The 17,483-nt window shown below is 61.0% G+C and carries 13 protein-coding genes; 2 read left to right on the top strand and 11 right to left on the bottom strand.

Annotated elements, in window-relative coordinates:
• Positions 1 to 2 precede the first annotated feature (2 nt).
• The 7 genes from HA46_RS16580 to proB form a co-directional block, all read right to left on the bottom strand.
• Complete coding sequence (locus HA46_RS16580; protein WP_033788730.1) at positions 3 to 296, bottom strand: hypothetical protein; 294 nt, start codon at positions 294 to 296, stop codon at positions 3 to 5.
• Positions 293 to 640, bottom strand: a complete 348-nt coding sequence (locus HA46_RS16575; RefSeq protein WP_033788729.1) for a DUF7940 domain-containing protein — start codon at positions 638 to 640, stop codon at positions 293 to 295. Before HA46_RS16575 ends, HA46_RS16580 begins: the two co-directional genes overlap by 4 nt.
• Positions 637 to 1,104, bottom strand: a complete 468-nt coding sequence (locus tag HA46_RS16570; protein WP_084885464.1) for a lysozyme family protein — start codon at positions 1,102 to 1,104, stop codon at positions 637 to 639. The genes HA46_RS16575 and HA46_RS16570 overlap by 4 nt, the downstream gene beginning before the upstream one ends.
• Before the next feature lie 201 nt (positions 1,105 to 1,305).
• Positions 1,306 to 1,584, bottom strand: a complete 279-nt coding sequence (locus HA46_RS16565) for a transcriptional antitermination N peptide (RefSeq protein ID WP_071997375.1) — start codon at positions 1,582 to 1,584, stop codon at positions 1,306 to 1,308.
• Between the two features lie 423 nt (positions 1,585 to 2,007).
• The gene (locus HA46_RS16560) at positions 2,008 to 2,739 is read right to left on the bottom strand and encodes an XRE family transcriptional regulator (protein ID WP_084885461.1); all 732 of its coding nucleotides are present in this window, start codon (positions 2,737 to 2,739) and stop codon (positions 2,008 to 2,010) included.
• A 361-nt stretch (positions 2,740 to 3,100) separates the two neighbouring features.
• Positions 3,101 to 4,354: a glutamate-5-semialdehyde dehydrogenase gene (gene proA, locus HA46_RS16555; RefSeq protein WP_033788726.1), complete on the bottom strand. Its 1,254-nt coding sequence runs from the start codon at positions 4,352 to 4,354 to the stop codon at positions 3,101 to 3,103.
• A gap of 11 nt (positions 4,355 to 4,365) precedes the next feature.
• Entirely contained in the window at positions 4,366 to 5,469 is a 1,104-nt protein-coding gene (gene proB / locus HA46_RS16550; RefSeq protein WP_033788725.1) for a glutamate 5-kinase, read from the bottom strand.
• A gap of 254 nt (positions 5,470 to 5,723) precedes the next feature.
• Between proB and ompC the strand changes: the two genes are divergently transcribed.
• Complete coding sequence (gene ompC / locus HA46_RS16545; protein WP_033788724.1) at positions 5,724 to 6,836, top strand: porin OmpC; 1,113 nt, start codon at positions 5,724 to 5,726, stop codon at positions 6,834 to 6,836.
• 253 nt (positions 6,837 to 7,089) lie between these two features.
• On the opposite strand, the gene HA46_RS16540 is transcribed toward ompC, so the two are convergent.
• The 4 genes from HA46_RS16540 to gpt form a co-directional block, all read right to left on the bottom strand.
• The gene (locus HA46_RS16540) at positions 7,090 to 13,056 is read right to left on the bottom strand and encodes an autotransporter outer membrane beta-barrel domain-containing protein (RefSeq protein ID WP_084885459.1); all 5,967 of its coding nucleotides are present in this window, start codon (positions 13,054 to 13,056) and stop codon (positions 7,090 to 7,092) included.
• Positions 13,057 to 13,543: 487 nt separating this feature from the next.
• Entirely contained in the window at positions 13,544 to 13,942 is a 399-nt protein-coding gene (gene crl / locus HA46_RS16535) for a sigma factor-binding protein Crl (protein WP_033788722.1), read from the bottom strand.
• A 58-nt stretch (positions 13,943 to 14,000) separates the two neighbouring features.
• A complete protein-coding gene (frsA, locus tag HA46_RS16530; RefSeq protein WP_084885457.1) occupies positions 14,001 to 15,248 on the bottom strand; it encodes an esterase FrsA in 1,248 nt (415 codons plus the stop codon).
• A 260-nt stretch (positions 15,249 to 15,508) separates the two neighbouring features.
• Positions 15,509 to 15,970, bottom strand: a complete 462-nt coding sequence (gene gpt / locus HA46_RS16525; protein WP_033752804.1) for a xanthine phosphoribosyltransferase — start codon at positions 15,968 to 15,970, stop codon at positions 15,509 to 15,511.
• A gap of 253 nt (positions 15,971 to 16,223) precedes the next feature.
• On the opposite strand from gpt, the gene pepD reads away from it, so the two are divergent.
• On the top strand, positions 16,224 to 17,483 hold a 1,260-nt coding region (pepD, locus tag HA46_RS16515; RefSeq protein WP_084885490.1), incomplete at its 3' end, for a beta-Ala-His dipeptidase.

The raw sequence follows: 17,483 nt of genomic DNA, 5'->3' as shown, positions 1-17,483 counted from the left end.
GCTCAGGGTTTGTTGTATTTCGACTGCTGCAGCTTGTCGCGAGCAGCAGCGTCATCAAGATTGCTGTTCTCGGTGGTAACACGGGTCGCCTCCTCGCGATGCTGTTGTTGTTTTTGCGCGACGGCAGCGGTTTGCGCCGCCTCTTTCTGCGCGCTTTTGGTATCGGCTTCGGCCTGCTGCTGCACCTTGCCGATCTTTTTGCCGCCGAAGTAGCTGGCGCCCAGCGCGGCGATCAGCGCGCCGATGACGGCGAGCCAGTGCCAGCCGCCGCTAAGCAGTGCGGTAAATAAACTCATGATTTTTTCGCCTCAAGCTGCTGCTTCTGCAGCACCAGGTTCTTTTGCCGCACAAACTGCGCGATCACGCCCATCGCCACCATAAAGGCGCCGATCAGGCCGAGGTAGTTGTGGGGCAGAATGGATTTCACGTCTTCCGGCAGGGCGTTCCAGGCGTCCAGCGAGGCGGAGGGAAAAGATTGCACCCAGGCGCTAAGCATCGACCCGAGCGACGCCAGCCAGACCGACCAGGTTTTGAATAGCAGGCGCGCATGCGCCACGAACTCCAGCGTGGTAAAGCGCTGCATGATCAGCAGCACGATCACCACCATCAGCACGGCGATGATAAAAAAGAGCCATCTCATAGCAGCCCCCTGTAGACGTCGTAGGTGCCGCTGCGCATCACTTCGGCATGACGACGGGCGCGTCCCGGCGTCTGACGCGCCCACAGGCTATTGAGCATGGCGTTGGCCGCGCTGTCGTAATCCTCGGCCGCCACCGCGGTCATCATGTTTTTAAACAGAGAGAGTCCATCGACGCCGAGCTGATAGGCCATGCTGTAGAGCACATCGCTGCGCGCGTCGTTGCACTTCGCCAGCGCCTGCTGCAGCAGCGGCAGGCCCTGCATCTGCTGGGCTTTGCCTTCGATAATGCACTTCTTCCAGACGTCGCCGACCTGGCGCGGCACGCGAAACACGTAGTTATTGAGCGACGCGCCTTTCGGGCCGATGCGTATGCCCCCCGCTACGGTGGGAAAACCCTGCGTGTCGAGATAAGGCGCTTCGACGTAACCCTCTTCAAAATTGAGAATCTCAATAATCTGGCTCATGACCATTCCTCTTTTCCGGGCATGGGAAGACGTTCTCCATGCGACAGCAACAGTTAAATTGCACTGATCAGTGCCAGGCATAACCCCAGCAAACCCGCAGGTGAAACCAGCAGCGTGACTAAACAGTGCGTTGAGAATTCCCGTCCAGACAAAACGGGAGAAAAGGTGAGATACAGCGGTACAGGCGGATAGAGAGCAGATTTAGCGCACGGCGTAGAGATGCACATGCGGCAAACAGCAGTTATCGAAACTGGCGGTTTCAGCACGGTTAACGGGCGTTGGGGCAATCGCCCGCTCAACACGTGAGGTCACCGGACGCTGAGCGATGCGTTCGGCGTGACGTAACGGGGGACTTTCGGGTTCGCAGCCCAGCGCCTGATCGATGCTGAGCTTAAGTCGACTGAGCGGCTGGCGCCGCCGATGCCTGCGGGTGCGTGCATTACCTACGAAGACGCTTTTGCCATAGTGTATTATCGCCATAACTCCTCCTGTGAATGAGTCTTTGGCGATGGGGTGGCAGGCATGGGTTTTCGGCAAGCCGAACCGTCCCGGATGCCGCGTTTTCCGCTCACGGCGCAATGCCCCGGCTGTAATAACAGCCAGGCTAAGCGCGAGTTGGGAGAAAAAGGCGGCATCTTACGACGCTGCATGTGCGCATCCACCCCATCCCAAAGTTCACTGACTTTGGATGGTTTGATTCGCGCTTGTGCAGCGCCTCGATTGTTTAAGAGCGGCTCATTCCGTGAGAGAAGGGCTTCGTTGGTCCACGCTCAAATTATTAACCTGTTCTTATGCTTTATCAAACACCAACAGTTAATTTTTATTTACCATTGGTTAAATTTTTGAATTCTGCTGAATTATTTTTTTTCAGCAGGTTGCAAATGGATGAATTTTAGCCAGCGGTTAACCCAGCAGCTGGTAGTGCCGCGCCTGACTCAGGATCACCTTGGCCATGACCTGCATGCTATCGACGTCCTCCCGATTAAGATACCAGGTTTCGTAACGCTTATTATCTGAAATAACAGCAATTTTCTTATGCTGGAGCTGCAAACGCTTGAGGTACAGCTGGTTATCAAGGGTAAAAATATAGATGCCGTCCCCGTCGAAAAACTTCACGCTGATGTCCACGAACAGCTGATCGCGCGGCGCGAAAGTCTCCACCATCGAATCGCTGTTGATCGCTATCAAACGGATATTTTCCGCCGGCCGACCGTTGAACAGCACGCGCGCCTCATCCACGCCATATTCAATGGCATGGATGGTCTCAACAAACTCATCGCGCGCGTGCAGCCCCGAGGCTGACTTCTGCCCAATATCGAGGCTTTCGATACGGAAAACGTTGCGCTGCGCCTTCAGGCTGTCAATCGTCAGCGATTGGGCGGGCTTTTCCATCCCGTACTGCAGCCACTCAACCCGTACGCCCAGCAGGCGGCTTAGCGCCAGCAAATTGTTATCATCAGGCACGGACTGTGCGTTGAACCACTTCCACACGCCCGGCGTCGATATTTTGCACCCCAGCTGCTGTAACGCTTTGGCAACCTGTTTATTTCGTCCATGTCCGACAATTCCCGCACTTTCGCACGCGGCAATCAGCCTGGCAGTGAAAGCTTGTCTCGTACTCTCTTTTTTAACCATTAGTTAATAATCTGCCATAGAGGAGATACTGGATGTTATTTTCATTATTGCTACCAGTTCATTTTATATTACCGTCCGTTTGCTACCCAATTGCTTTTGTAAAGCAACGCTAATTATCATTATCCTCCTCATACTCTGGGCAACCAGTCTCGATCGCGCCGCGCCCCGTTGCAGCGGGGCTTTCAGGAATGTTCCGTAGAAAAACGGGCAAAAAACAGACAGCCACCTTGTCGAAAAAAAAGTGGCGTCCAGAGGTGTCGAATGTCGCACCTGAAAACTCCAAAATTAACTGGATCGAAAAACAGGGGTTAAAAAAAAGGGCGCCCGCTCTGGGCACCCTTTTTGTTAAATAAAGTCGCAATCAGGGGCGCAGTGTATCGTCGCCCCACGCGACCCATTTGTAGGTCGTTAGCGCCTCCAGCCCCATCGGGCCGCGCGCATGCAGCTTCTGAGTGCTCACCGCCACTTCCGCGCCGAGACCGAACTGGCCGCCGTCGGTGAAACGCGTGCTGGCGTTGACGTACACCGCCGAGGAGTCGACCTGCTTCACAAAGCGGCTGGCGTTCTGCGTGCTGCGCGTCAGGATGGCGTCGGAATGCTGGGTGCCGTGCGTGCGGATATGGTCGATAGCCGCGTCCATGTCGTCCACCAGCTTCACGTTAAGATCGAGCGACAGCCACTCATCATCGTAGTCGCCCTGCCTGACTGGCGTCACGCTGGCCGGGCTATCCTGCAGCTGCGCCAGCAGGTTTTCGTCGGCGTGCAGCGGGATCCCCTCCTGCGCCATACGCGCCGTAAACGCCGGCAGGAAACGGTCGGCGGCGGCGCGATGGATCAGCAGGGTTTCCAGCGAGTTGCAGGCGCTGGGGCGCTGTTTTTTCGCATTGACGATCACCTCCAGCGCCGGCGCGACCTCCATAGTTTCATCAAGATAGATATGGCAGACGCCGATGCCGCCGGTGATCACCGGAATAGTGGAGTTTTCGCGGCACAGTTTGTGCAGGCCGGCGCCGCCGCGCGGGATCAGCATATCGACGTAGCGATCGAGCTTCAGCAGCTGATTCACCAGCTCGCGATCCGGATTTTCAATCGCCTGCACCGCCGCCGCCGGCAGCCCAAACGCCTGCAGCGCGTTCTGGATCACGCGCACCGTAGCGGCGTTGGTGCGCCACGTCTCTTTTCCGCCGCGCAGAATCGACGCGTTGCCGGTTTTCAGGCACAGGCTGGCGACATCCACCGTGACGTTGGGGCGCGCTTCGTAGATCACCCCGACCACGCCGAGCGGAACGCGGCGACGCTCGATGCGCAGCCCGCTGTCGAGCAGGCCGCCGTCAATCAGCTGGCCGACGGGATCGGCGAGCTGGCACACCTTGCGGACGTCGTCGGCGATGGCGCTCAGGCGCTGCGGATTGAGCATCAGGCGATCGAGCAGCGCGGCGCTCATGCCGCTGGCGCGCGCATCGGCGAGATCCTGCTCGTTAGCCGCCAGAATCGCCTCGCGTTCCGCGTCGAGACGATCGGCGATCGCCAGCAGCACCTGGTTTTTCTCAGCGGTCGACAGATCGGCCAGCTTATATGCGGCGGCGCGCGCCGCTTTTCCCATTTCTTCAAGCATTTGACCGCTCCTTAACTGACGATCATGTCGTCGCGATGCACGGCCACCGGGCCGTATTCGTAGCCGAGGATCTCCCCGATCTGCTGGCTGTGATGGCCGGCGATGATGCGCAGCGCATCGCTGTTGTAGCGTGAGACGCCGTGCGCGATATCGCGGCCCTGCAGGCTGCGAATACGGATTACCTCGCCGCGCGAAAAGTTGCCGCGCACCTCGCGGATGCCTTTCGGCAGCAGCGAGCTGCCGCGTTCCAGCATCGCCGCCAGCGCGCCATCGTCCACGGTGATCTCGCCAGCCGGCGGCGCGCCGAAGATCCAGCGCTTGCGGTTCTCCAGCGGCGACTGCATAGCGTGAAAGCGCGTGCCGACCGGCTTGCCGGCGATCACGTCGGCGATCACGCCGGGACGGCTGCCCGCGGCGATAATAGTGTCGATGCCGGCGCGACAGGCGACGTCCGCCGCCTGCAGCTTGGTGGACATGCCGCCGGTGCCCAGGCCGGAGACGCTGTCGCCCGCCAGCGCGCGCAGCGCATCGTCGATTTCATGCACGTCGGCGATCAGCTCCGCCTGCGGATTGCTGCGCGGATCGGCCGTATAGAGCCCCTGCTGATCGGTGAGCAGCAGCAGCTTGTCGGCGCCGCCCAGCATCGCCGCCAGCGCCGAGAGATTATCGTTGTCGCCGACTTTAATCTCCGCCGTGGCCACCGCGTCGTTTTCGTTGATCACCGGCACGATATGGTTGTCCAGCAGCGCCCGCAGGGTGTCGCGGGCGTTAAGGAAACGTTCGCGATCTTCCATATCCGCGCGGGTCAGCAGCATCTGGCCGATATGGATGCCGTAGATAGAGAACAGCTGCTCCCACAGCTGAATTAAACGGCTCTGCCCCACCGCAGCCAGCAGCTGCTTTGAGGCGATGGTAGGGGGCAGTTCCGGGTAACCCAGGTGCTCGCGCCCGGCGGCCATCGCGCCGGAGGTGACGATCACGATGCGATGGCCGGCCGCGTGCTGCTGCGCGCACTGACGAACCAGCTCCACCATATGCGCCCGATTCAACCGGCGCGAACCGCCGGTAAGGACGCTGGTCCCTAATTTGACCACCAGGGTCTGACTGCCGCTCATATTTCCTGCCGTTTAAGTAAAAAAAGAAAAAATTTCTGCGAAGGAACTTTTTATCAGGAGTCAGAAGCGAAGCCAACTCTCCGCCGGGGAAAAGCACGAAAAACCCGAGACAAGCGGGTAGACCAAAAGTTCGCACATCACAAGAAATCAGAAAAAATGTCATAAAACGTTCATCTCCAGACGGTAAAACGTCCCCTGTTTTATAAGCCCTTTTCAGGGGCATAACACATTTTACTCATCGGGATTGATAGCAAATGAAGAAAAGTACACTGGCACTCGTCGTCTCTGCTCTGGCGCTGACTTCTGCTGCTCACGCGGCGGAAGTGTATAACAAAGACGGCAATAAGCTGGACTTCTACGGCAAAGTAAAAGCGATGCACTATCTGAGCGACGCGGACAGCCAGGACGGGGATAAGTCCTATGTACGTATCGGCTTCAAAGGCCAGACCCAGATCAACGACCTGATGACCGGTTACGGCCAGTGGGAATATCAGTACAACGTCAATAACTCTGAAGGCTCCGACGCCAACAACGGCAACAAAACCCGTCTGGGCTTTGCCGGTCTGAAATTTGGCCAGTACGGCTCTTTCGACTACGGCCGCAACTACGGCGTGCTCTATGACGTCGAGGCCTGGACCGACGTGTTCCCGGAATTCGGCGGCGACGGCACCGCGCGTTCTGATAACTTTATGACGCAGCGCGCCACCGGCGTAGCCACCTATCGCAACAACAATTTCTTCGGCCTGGTTGACGGCCTGCGCTTCGCGCTGCAGTACCAGGGCCGCAACGACGCCAACGGCGCCAACTCGCGTTCCGATATCAACCGCCAGAACGGCGACGGCTACGGCGCGTCGCTGGGCTACACCATCGGCGATACCGGCATCAGCGTGATGTCGGCGATTACCTCTTCCGACCGCACCAACCAGCAGCAGGCGCGCGTTTACGGTCAGGGCGACCGCGCGGACTCCTGGGGTGCAGGCGTGAAATATGATGCCAACAGCGTCTATTTGGCGGCTATCTATACCGAAACCCGCAACATGACGCCGTTCAGCGGCACCGACCGCGCAACGGGCCTGCCGGCCGCGGGCGCGGCGAACAAGGCGCAGAACATCGAGCTGGTGGCGCAGTATCAGTTTGATTTCGGCCTGCGTCCGTCACTCGGCTATGTGCAGACCAAAGGCAAAGATATCGAAAACGGTATCGGCGATGCGGATCTGGTGAAATATATCGACGTGGGCGCCACCTACTACTTCAACAAAAACATGTCGGCGTTCGTGGATTACAAAATCAACCAGCTGGACGACGACAACCGTCTGAGCCTGAACAACGACGACGTGGTTGCGCTGGGCATGACTTACCAGTTCTAAAAATCTGGCGCCGCCGCGAAGCGACGCGCGACGGCATCAGTGTTTTCCCCTCAATGTGTCTGATAAACAAGGGCCGCCTCATCAGCGGCCCTTTCTTTTTCTTCTGCGGGCACGGCGCGGGTGGGACGGCCCGATCGCAAAGTCGCTCAAGGCTTCCCTGCGCGCTCGGCCCGCGACATCCCTGTCGCGGGACGCTTTGCTCTTCGTCCCGCCCCACCCGCGCTTTAACATCCGTGCGGTTTGCCATTCGCACTCAGAACGTCCAGCGTACCCCGGCGTTATAGCGCCACCCCTTCGCGCCGTTGCCGTCGATCTCCTTGCGGTAGTCCGCTTCGGCGTAGAGCGACACGTCGTTGCGGAAGCGTGTCGTGCCGCCGACGCCGACGTCCCACATCTGCCCGAACCTGCCGCTGTTGAAATCCTGGCCGATGTCGCTCCCCGCCGCGCCGACTTTTACCTTCGAGCCGCCGCCCCAGCCGCGGGAGTAGTTGGCGCGCAGGTAAGGCGTATATTCGCGCTGCGCGTCGTCCTGCCAGGTGCGATCCAGCCGCGCGCCGAGACGGCCGATGGTTTGATCGTCGTCGTTGAAATTCACGGTGGTGCCATCCTTATCGGTGGCGCCATCGAACTTCAGGCGCATCCAGGTCAGCTGCGCCTGCGGCTCAAGGCGCAGGCCGTTGGCGAAAACAAAGGGATACCCCGACTCCAGCGAGGCGCTCCAGCCGTCGGCCTTCAGCTTCGCCACCTCTTTTTGCCGCGCGATATCGGTGTCGCCGCGGTGCCAGCTCCAGCTCAGCGAGCCGTCCAGATAGAAGCCGCTGTCGCGCTGCCAGGTACCGTAGAACGAGACGCTGTCGCTGTCGAAGGTGGTTGAGCTAAAGCCGTCGGCCGCGTGCGGACGAATGCGCGTATTGCCGCGCGTATAGGCGACGCCGCCGCGCAGGCTGTCGCTCGTGCCGTCCAGCTGCAGCAGGTTGCCGCCGAGCTGCACCGCGCTGTAGTCGATGTCGGCGTCAAAGCCGTAGTCGCTAAAGTCGCGGTTGCTCTGGTAGGTCAGATTCGAGCCGAGATAGCGCAGGAACAGCTCGCCGCCCGCGCCGCTGCGCTGGCCGTCGCGCAGTTCGCCGAGACGCTTGTGCAGATCGTCGGTAATCGCCTGGGTGTAGTAGGCCAGGCCGACCGGCGCAGAGAGATAAGAAGGCACCTGCGGCGCCAGCGCCGGACGCGCCGCGCGCGATGCGGCACGCCCCGCCTGCGGCTGGCAGAGTGCCCCGTCCTCGCATATATAGCGGTTAGCGAGCCGGTAGTCCCAGCCCGCGCCGCGGCCGTCGGGCGCAAACGCATACAGCCCGTACTGCCAGGGCCCGGCGGCGAGGTAGCCGTTCTGCAGCACGAAGCTGTCGGCGCTGGCGTTGCCGGAAACCTGCGCCAGCGAGACCCCTTCACGGCCGTCGATCTGCCCGTCGCCGCTGGCGTCGCTCTGCGTCGCGGCGCTGCCTGCGAGAATGCGGTCGTCAATCAGCGTAGTGCCCGCGACGTCGCCGTTCACCCGCAGCGCGTCGCTCTGGCCGCCTGCGCCGCTCAGCCGCGTCGCCAGCCGCAGCGTGCCGCCGAGCGACGCCAGCGTGCCGTCGATGGTCAGCAGATTGTTGGCTGCGCCGCCGTTGCTCAGATCGAGCGTACCGGCGTTGTTCACCACCAGCGAGTCGTCGGTGGCGCCCGCCAGCAGCGGGTTGACGTTATTCCCGGCAAACAGCGTAGAGTCGCGGTCGATATTGATGGTGCTGTGCGCCAGCTTCAGGTCGTCGGTCAGCGTCCACTGGGTTTTGGTGAAGTTGAGCGTGCTCCAGCCCGCGCCGAGGTTAACCCCTTTGCTGAGGTCGTCGCTGCTAAGCGAGCCGCCGCTGGCGTCGATGTTGCGGAAGCTGAGGGTGCTGCCGACGCCGCCCGCGGTGGTGATATGGCGGGTATTCGCCAGGCTGACGTTCTCGATCAGCGCCTGGTTGTTTGCGCCGCTGCCCATGGTCAGGCTGCCATTCAGGGTGCCGCCGGTGACGGCAAGCGTGTCGCTGCCGTTGCCGGTATCGACCTCGCCGATGACGCTGCCGCCGATAAAGGCGAGCTGGTCATTGGTCGCGCCGCCCGCCACGATCGGCGTTTCCGGGTATTCCGCGCTGATATCGCCCTGGTTGATAAACACCGTCTGGCCGCCGCGCAGATCGATCACCGGCGCGACGCGGCTGTAGGAGACGATGGTGCCGCGGTTTATCACCTCGCTGGCGCTGCGGGTGACAATCGCCGATCCGCCCGTTTCGCTGCCCACGGCGATAAAGCCGTCGGCGAAGACGCGGCCGGTGGTATGGGCGCGAATGCCGTCACCGCTGCCGTTGACGATAATCGCGTAGCCTGGCGGCACCACCAAATCGTTAGCGGTGGCGGAGCCATCCTCGTTCTGGAACAGATAGCCGACGCCGCTGCCCTGCACGTCAATCGTCGCCTTGCCGCCGTAGTCGAACGACGTGGCGGAGCGGATGCCTGGGCCGTCGGTGGGAATGAGGTAGGCGTTATCCAGCGCAATATTCGCGGTTTCGGCGCGGTTGTTGATGGCGCTGCCGCCGCCTTCGGCGCTGAGGATAATCTCGCTCGCCTGCAGCCCCGCCGCGCCGCGATCCAGCAATACCGCGTCCGCCCCGCCTTTGACCCAGATACCGCTGCGGAACAGCTGATCGCCCTCAATGTTGAGGGTGGCGCTTTCCCCCACGCGCGCGCCGGCAATGCCGCCGTCGACCTGCACCGTGCCGTTGTAGGGCTGATAAAGGCTTGCTCCTTCGCTGGCGTCAATCCCGATGCCAGACGCTACGTGGATCCAGAGGTTGTTGATCAGGCGGCCGCCGTCCAGCAGCCGCACGCCGGTGCTGTTCTCGCCGTCAAGGATAATGGTGCCGTTGTTCATCACCGTCGCGCCGCCGGACGCCTGCAGCGCGGTAACGTTTTTGCCGCTGCCGATGATGTTGCGGTTGCTGAACACCGCGCCGTCGCCGTTTTCGCTGATTGCGCCAATGGTCTCGTCGCCGTTCAGCCACACGTCGCCCAGATCGCCGTAGGCGCCGCTGGAGGCGCGCAGCGCCACCGCGCCCTTGCCGTTAACGAAGTAGGTTTCATTGTCATAGAGCGTGGCGCTGCCGGACATTTTCACCCCGGTGGTGTTGGCGCCGCTCAGAGTGATCTCACCCAGCCGCTGCAGCGAGAGGATTGCGCCGTCGCCCAGCTGGTAGAGCGTCGAGCCGTCGGTAGAGACATCCTGATTGCTGCCGTACGCATAGATAGTGCCGCCTCCTTCCACCACCCGGTAAGCGGTCTGGTTGGGATCGTGAAACACCACCCTGCTCTGCTGACCGAGCACCAGCGCGCCGCCATAAAGCGCCTCGCCCGCCAGCGCGTTGCCGCCATAAAGGTTGATAACGCCATTCTGCTCAATGCGCGCCGCATCGCCTGTGGCGTACAAACCGGTGGTGGGGAAAAAGCCGTCCGCGCTGCCCGCCGTCACGTTGAGCGTGCCGCTGCTGGTGATGGTGCTGCTTTGTGGATCGGCAAAGGCGTAGCCTGAGGCAAAGAGCGCCACCGCGCCGTCGCTGACGCTGATATTGCCGCTGCTGGTGGCCTGACCGCCGACCAGCGCCTGGATGCCGTAGCTCTGTTCGCCGCGCAGGCTGATGTCGCCGGTGTTGGTCAACGCGCCGCCGTACTGGGCGATCAAACCAACCTGCAGGCCACTCTGACCGTTGATATTCGCGTGGTTGATCAGCGTCGAAGCGAAAGGCTGGTCGAAGCTGTTGGTGATGTAGCGCGTCAGGTTGTAGTAGTTGCCGTCTACCACCGCCGCCGTCGCGCCGCCGACGTTGAGGTTAAGCTGCGTCGCCGCGTCGATGGTGCCCTGCGCGCCGCCCTCGATGCGCAGCCCGGTGGAGGTGTTGCCGATGTTGAAGGTGGCGCCGTGGGTGTTGACCACCGAGCCTTCGCCCACCGCTTCGATGCCGGTGGAGAAAGCCGCGCCCGGTGCGATAGTCAGGCCCGCGCCGTCAAAGTCCGCGCCGTCCTGATAGCGAAAAATCGTGGCGTACCAGTCGTCAGACCCGGTGGCGTAGTTGCCCGCCTGCGGCAGGTTGATTCTGGCATTGGGTCCGATGGCGAGGAAGCCCATCTGATACTCGCCGCTGCCGCCGAGCTGCGGCACCGCGTCGGCGGTGAGATCGACCGTAGCGTTTCCCTCGGCGCGGATGCCGACCGCGCCGTTGCCCTGCAGCACGATGGGCCCGCTCAGGGTGGCAGACGCCTTGCCGCCGCCCTGTCCGTTAACCCACACCGCCGTGTTGAAGCTGCCGTTCAGGGTATCGGCGCGGCCGGTGACGTTGATCGCCCCGCTGGAGAAGGCGCTAGCGCGCTGGCCGTCGCGGGCGATGACTTTGATGCCGGTGCCGCCGTCGCCGTTAAGATTGATAGTGCCGTTGTTGCCCACCAGCCCGCCGCTGCCGGAATCGATCGCCAGCAGGCCGACGCTTTCCGCCGGGCGAAACTGCGCGCGGCCGTTGAGATCGATGGTGCCGTTGTTAAGCGCGATCGCTTCCGGGCCGTTCTCGACGCGCATGGCTGCGGCGTTCTGCACCTTGCTGCCGAGCACGATGCGACCGTCGTTGATCGCGGTGGCGTTAAACTGCTGCGCAATGGCGCTGACGCCGCCGCTCTGGTTTATCGCCACCTCCTCCACGACGTCGCTTTTCGCATTCTGCGGCGCGCGGCCGACGTAGATCTCGCCGCCCGCGGTGTTAATAAAGCTGGCGCCGCTGGTGTCGAGCAAGACGCCCGCGCTGCTGTGGCTGCCGCTCGACTCCGCTACGCCGAGGTTAATCGCGCCGTTGTTGATCCCCTGGGCATCGCTTAGCCGCAGCGCGCTGCCTGGTTGCGTAGTAGCGTAATTGAGCACGCCGTTGTTGACGAAACGGCTGCCGCCGGTCGCCAGCACCGTGGTGCCGCTGTAGCCGAGCGTCGCCGCATCCACGCCGCTGCCGTCTGCGTTGTTGAAGAAGCCGCCGTTGATGACGCCGTTATTGACGCCGCTGGCGCCCGCCAGCCGCAGCGCGGTGTTTTCATGGGCCGCCGATCCGCTGGCGGCCAGCTTGCCGTCGATGGTGGCCTTCGCGCCGTTGGTGGCGCGCACCGCGCCGCCGTCCGAGTCGACCACCTCCAGCGTGGCGCCCTTCTGCACCGAGACGCTGGCACCCGGCCCGTCCGCGCTCAGCACCGACCGCTCGCCCACCGGCAGCGTCACCTCGTCATCATACTCATCGGCGCCGATCACATAGGCGATGGGCGCGCTGTAGAGCGACAGCGCCTTATTGAATTCGCCGTTGTAGCTGCCGGCGCTGAGGTTGCCGCTCTGCAGCTGCTCAATCAGCCAGTCGTTGTACTGCCGCAGATCGTTCAGGCTGCCGACGTTGAATTCGCGGCTGTTGCCGTCCAGCGTGGTGACGCTGAAGGGGCCGCTGTACTGGGCGACGTTATCTACCCAGTGGGCCAGGCTGTAAGTGTATTCGGTATAGGATCCGGTAAAGGCGATGCGGTTGGCCGACTGCCAGTTCATCGCCCCGCTGCCGCTGGCGGTAAACAGCTGGCTCTGCTTCGCCGCCATGCTCCAGCCGTTGGTGGCCGCGGTGGTGGCCGCGCCGTCGACGCCGATATCGACGTTAATGGTGCCGTTGCTTACCTGCGCCACGCGGGCATCAATATATTGCTGCCCGTTGACGTTGTAGTAGTCTGGCAGTTCGCTGGCGGACGTCACCGAGGCGAGCGCGCTGATATTCGCCGAATTAAACACCGCCAGCTGATTATTGCCGCTGCCGTTGACGCCGGGCACGCTAATCAGATAATCCTGCGCGCCGAACGTGAGACGATCCGCGCCGATAACATTGTCATCGGAAATAATTCTGCCGCTTGATAACAATTCGCCGACGGTAATCGGGCGACCACCCTCTAAGCCCGGCTGAAAGCGTTGAATACCGCTCAGGGTTTGCGTCGATCCATTACAGACGCAAAATACGCCTGCCTTATTGTCATTTAATAAGGGGGAAAAGGGTTTTAACGTAGCGGCCTGACTACAGGTAATCGGAAAAAGCAGCCCGGGCGCAGCGGCCAGGCTTAATAACAGCGGATTTAATTTAAACAAAGGGTTTTCCTCCAGAGAGACAGCACAGGACCACCCGGACTTTTAGATATCCGGGTTGGCATTCTTTTTTTTGCCGATAACAAACGGAGAAAAGCCGCGACAATTGCAGTCGCGCTGGCCGGTATCACACCATTTCGTCAGGAAAACGTCTACCAATCGTCAGTGCGATCCGCCTCAATAAAATAAGAATAGGAATTATACCGTGCTGCTCTCTGATTTAGCTGGACCGGTTATTTCAACGGGCAACGTTGATTACTCAGCTTTTATAAAGCGGCTTTAGTTAATATCCATAATCAAATAAGCCGTGGAAATAGTTCATATCTGCGAGGAGGAAGTAAATAAAAGCGGGAATAAAGGGATCCAAAAGGCGCGGCGGGAAATATGACTAAAGCGGAGGAAAATATAAACGCAGCGCCAGCGCAGCAATTAATGAAGAACAGGCATAGCCGAAGCGAATCGAACTATGCCTGCCGTTCAGGGGTCGGGATTACGCGCTGAGATCGACCGGCTCTTTAAAGCCGCTGGCGGGCGCCAGTCCCAGATCCAGCTCCTGCAGCATCGCTTTCAGGCGGGTATGGAAGTTACGCAGCGTCTCTTCCACCTTCTGAGCGTTCTCTTTTCCCTTGATGTTCGCCACGGACCAGTCGCCATCTTTATCGAACAGGCCAATATGATAAACGTAGGTAAAATGGTCTTGCTGCGCGTCCAGCTCCATCCACCAGCCCCAGAACTCACGGCTTTCCGGCGCGGGTTTGACATTGACGCAGGCGGCCAGGCAGTCGAAAAAGAACCGCGTTTCTTCACATTTCCCTTCGCGGATATACGGTCCCAGCTCGGTGAAGCGCTTAAGCAGGCGACTACGGGGATGACCACTCGGTAACGTCATGCTAATTCTCCATAAGTTTGACCGTTAGTATTAAAGCAAACCGCTGTGAATTTGCCAGCTACTGTTGTAACCGCTTTGCCAGCCAGTCGCAAACCTCATTCAGCGCGCGCTCGAAATTCTCCAGCGCCGGCCTGGCGGCGATCGGCAGCAGTTTGCCGTCGGCAGAGGAGCTGGCGATCAGCCGCGCGTCTTCTTCCGGGCCGAAGGGATCATCCGGCCAATAGCCCGCCAACATCGGCGTCGGGGTGCGGCGGCCTAGCAGCCCCTGCACTTTGAGCGAGTAGCGATTCAGTTCGGTGCGCAGCGCGCTGTCGCTGGTAAAAGCCATGCCAAGGCGGCTGGCGAGCATATCCATATACATATCCGGAATGGCGTCCTGCTGCTGCGCGCTGGTCAGCAGGCTGTGCACCATCGGGCCGAGCGTCGCGACGGCGCGCAGACGCGGCGCTTCCAGGTAGGCGAGCCGCACCGCGACGTTGGCGCCGAAGCGATAGCCGAACGCCGCCACGCGCCGGTGATCGATCCAGGGCACGTTCGCCAGATCGCGCAGCACCTGCTGGTGCAGAAAGCTGGTGTCCTGATTGAGCCGCCATTTCACGGAGAAGCCCACCGACGGCATATCCAGCGTCAGCATGGCGATGCCGCGCGGCGCCAGATAGTCATGGAACAGGCGATAGTGATCGCTTTGCAGCGAGTCGAGGCCGCCGCACAGCAGCACGGTGGGATACGGCGCCGAGGCGTTGGGCGGCATATGCAGAAAGCCGGTGATCGGGCTGCCGCCTTCAATATTAAAGCTCAGCGCCTTGAGTTCGCCGGGCAGTCGGCGCGTCGCCTCTTCGTAGGCGCGATTCGCCAGCGTCTGCGCCTGGTCCGCCAGCTCGTCGCCTTTGATATAGGGATAGGCGGCCATGCTAAAGAGGTGCGAGGCGCGCAGCCAGTATTCCCCAGCCAGACTGTCGTCGCGCTCTTCCTGCGCGCGCGCCTGCCAGAGGCCCGCCTGCTTCGACCACTCAAACGCCCAGTTGCCGCTGCGAAAACCGATCACGGTGTCGAGCAGCGTGTCGTCGGTATGGCGCTGATCGCTGTTGGCGATACGCGCCAGCACTTCGATGATCTCCTGCGGCGGCACGCCGCGCCACGTCCACATCAGTTTGTTGAGCATGCGATACCAGCCGTTCTGGCTGCTGCCGTCCAGCGTCGCTTCGACGTTGACATGGGCATGGTGCTGGCGACGCACCAGCGAGGAGGTTTCAGGGTAGTTGTAGTGCGGCTTAAATAGCTCTTCGCTGAGATTTTTGCTCGACATGCTCGGTTCTCCTGACGGCTCTGGCAGAGGCTAAGTGTACTGCAGGGTCAGGAGCGGCGCGAGGTGCAAAAGAGCGCTGCGCGCGGCGGGTGACATGGCCTGTCCGCAAAGACGCTAAAGATGGCATCCTTGCCCGCTCGGCCTGCGCCATCCCTGGCGCAGGACGCTTTGCTCTACAGGCCATGCTACCCGCCGTCTATCGGATGCCAGCGGCAGAAAGCACAACGCCCGGCAAGCCGGGCGTTGTTAACACGAAACGATCAGGCGCCTTTAACGATAGGCGGAATGTAAACCACGCCCATGTCCCACGGCTGCTCAATCCAGGTGTTTTGCGGGATATCCACTACATAGTCGTCTACCAGCGGGCGGCCTGCAGGCTTAGCGAAGATAGTGACGAAGTGCGCTTTGGGATACATCTCGCGGATCGCCTGCGCGGTGCCGCCGGTGTCGACCAGGTCGTCAATGACGATAAAGCCTTCGCCGTCACCTTCCGCGCGCTTAAGCACGGTCATCTCGCGCTGATGGTCGTGGTCGTAGCTGGAGATGCAGACGGTGTCGACATAGCGAATGCCGAGCTCGCGCGCCAGCAGAGAAGCCGGCACCAGGCCGCCGCGGCTGACCGCGATAATGCCCTTCCACTGTTCGACAGGCAGCAGGCGCTGAGCCAGTTTGCGGGCATGAATCTGCAGCATGTCCCAGGTAACGACGTATTTTTCACTCATGAATAGCGATCCCAGCCAGTTTAATCGGCTTAAAAATGTGCAACGGGAAAAAGGTTGCGCGAGATTATAAGGATCCTCAGCGCTAAAAACCAGCATCCGAACCACTGGTTGCGGCTTTTTAGCGCGCCTGAGTACGCACCCGGCGATAACAGTGATATTCTCAGCCCCATCACGTCAGATCCGCTGACGGCGACCATTCACTGGAAACTCGCGCACACCGGCCTGGCCGGCGCACTGACACAGGAGACCTGTCGTGTCTGAATTGTCTCAGCTTTCTCCCCAACCGCTGTGGGATATCTTCGCCAAAATTTGCTCCATTCCGCACCCCTCTTTTCATGAAGAAGCGCTGGCCACCTATATTGTCGGCTGGGCGAAAGAGCAAGGTTTTTGGGTCGAGCGCGACGCGGTCGGCAATATCCTGATCCGCAAACCGGCAACCGCCGGGATGGAAAACCGCACGCCGGTGGCGCTGCAGGCGCACCTTGATATGGTGCCGCAGAAAAACAACGACACCGCCCATGACTTTACTAAAGACCCGATTCAGCCCTGGATCGACGGCGAGTGGGTGAAGGCGCGCGGCACTACGCTGGGCGCCGACAACGGCATCGGCATGGCGTCCGCGCTGGCGGTGCTGGCCGACGACAGCCTGACCCACGGCCCGCTGGAAGTGCTGCTCACCATGACCGAAGAGACCGGCATGGACGGCGCGTTCGGTCTGCAGCCGAACTGGCTGCAGGCTGAAATCCTGATCAACACCGACTCGGAAGAGGAAGGCGAGATCTACATGGGTTGCGCGGGCGGCATCGACTTTATCACTACCCTTCCGCTGACGCGCGAAGCGGTTCCGGCTAATTTCGACACCCTGAAGCTGACCCTGAAAGGGCTGCGCGGCGGCCACTCCGGCGCGGATATCCATATGGGTCTCGGCAACGCCAACAAACTGCTGGCGCGCTTCCTCGCCGCGCACGCCGCCGAACTCGACCTGCGTCTGATTGACTTTACCGGCGGCACGCTGCGCAACGCTATCCCGCGCGAAGCCTTCGCCACGCTGGCGGTCGAGAGCCATAAGGTCGACGCGCTGAAATCAGCGGCGGCGCACTTCCTGCTGGCGCTGCAAAACGAGCACGGCGTGAAAGAGAAGAACATCAACGTCGTTACCGAGCCGCTGGCGCATCAGGGCGAGGCGCTGAGCGCAGAGAGCCGCGACCGCTTCCTGAACCTGCTGAACAGCACGCCGAACGGCGTTATCCGCAACTCCGACGTGGCGAAAGGCGTGGTGGAAACCTCCCTTAACGTCGGCGTCGTCACCATGGATCACGATAAGGCGGAGATTAACTGCCTGATCCGTTCGCTGATCGATACCGGCCGCGACTACGTGGTGCAGATGCTGACCTCCCTCGGCCAGCTGGCTGGCGCGCAGACCAAGCCGAAAGGCGGCTATCCGGGCTGGCAGCCGGACGCTAACTCGCCGATTATGGCGCTGACCCGTCAGACCTATATCGCGCTGTTCGAC

This window comes from Pantoea septica, assembly GCF_002095575.1.
GTDB classification, from domain to species: Bacteria; Pseudomonadota; Gammaproteobacteria; order Enterobacterales; family Enterobacteriaceae; genus Pantoea; species Pantoea septica.
This window is presented reverse-complemented; position numbering and strand designations above follow the sequence as displayed.

Bases quoted from the DNA above. Each gene is read 5' to 3' on its own strand.
- HA46_RS16580 (WP_033788730.1), bottom strand. From the start codon at position 296: ATGAGTTTATTTACCGCACTGCTTAGCGGCGGCTGGCACTGGCTCGCC.
- HA46_RS16575 (WP_033788729.1), bottom strand. From the start codon at position 640: ATGAGATGGCTCTTTTTTATCATCGCCGTGCTGATGGTGGTGATCGTG.
- HA46_RS16570 (WP_084885464.1), bottom strand. From the start codon at position 1,104: ATGAGCCAGATTATTGAGATTCTCAATTTTGAAGAGGGTTACGTCGAA.
- HA46_RS16565 (WP_071997375.1), bottom strand. From the start codon at position 1,584: ATGGCGATAATACACTATGGCAAAAGCGTCTTCGTAGGTAATGCACGC.
- HA46_RS16560 (WP_084885461.1), bottom strand. From the start codon at position 2,739: ATGGTTAAAAAAGAGAGTACGAGACAAGCTTTCACTGCCAGGCTGATT.
- proA (WP_033788726.1), bottom strand. From the start codon at position 4,354: ATGCTTGAAGAAATGGGAAAAGCGGCGCGCGCCGCCGCATATAAGCTG.
- proB (WP_033788725.1), bottom strand. From the start codon at position 5,469: ATGAGCGGCAGTCAGACCCTGGTGGTCAAATTAGGGACCAGCGTCCTT.
- ompC (WP_033788724.1), top strand. From the start codon at position 5,724: ATGAAGAAAAGTACACTGGCACTCGTCGTCTCTGCTCTGGCGCTGACT.
- crl (WP_033788722.1), bottom strand. From the start codon at position 13,942: ATGACGTTACCGAGTGGTCATCCCCGTAGTCGCCTGCTTAAGCGCTTC.
- frsA (WP_084885457.1), bottom strand. From the start codon at position 15,248: ATGTCGAGCAAAAATCTCAGCGAAGAGCTATTTAAGCCGCACTACAAC.
- gpt (WP_033752804.1), bottom strand. From the start codon at position 15,970: ATGAGTGAAAAATACGTCGTTACCTGGGACATGCTGCAGATTCATGCC.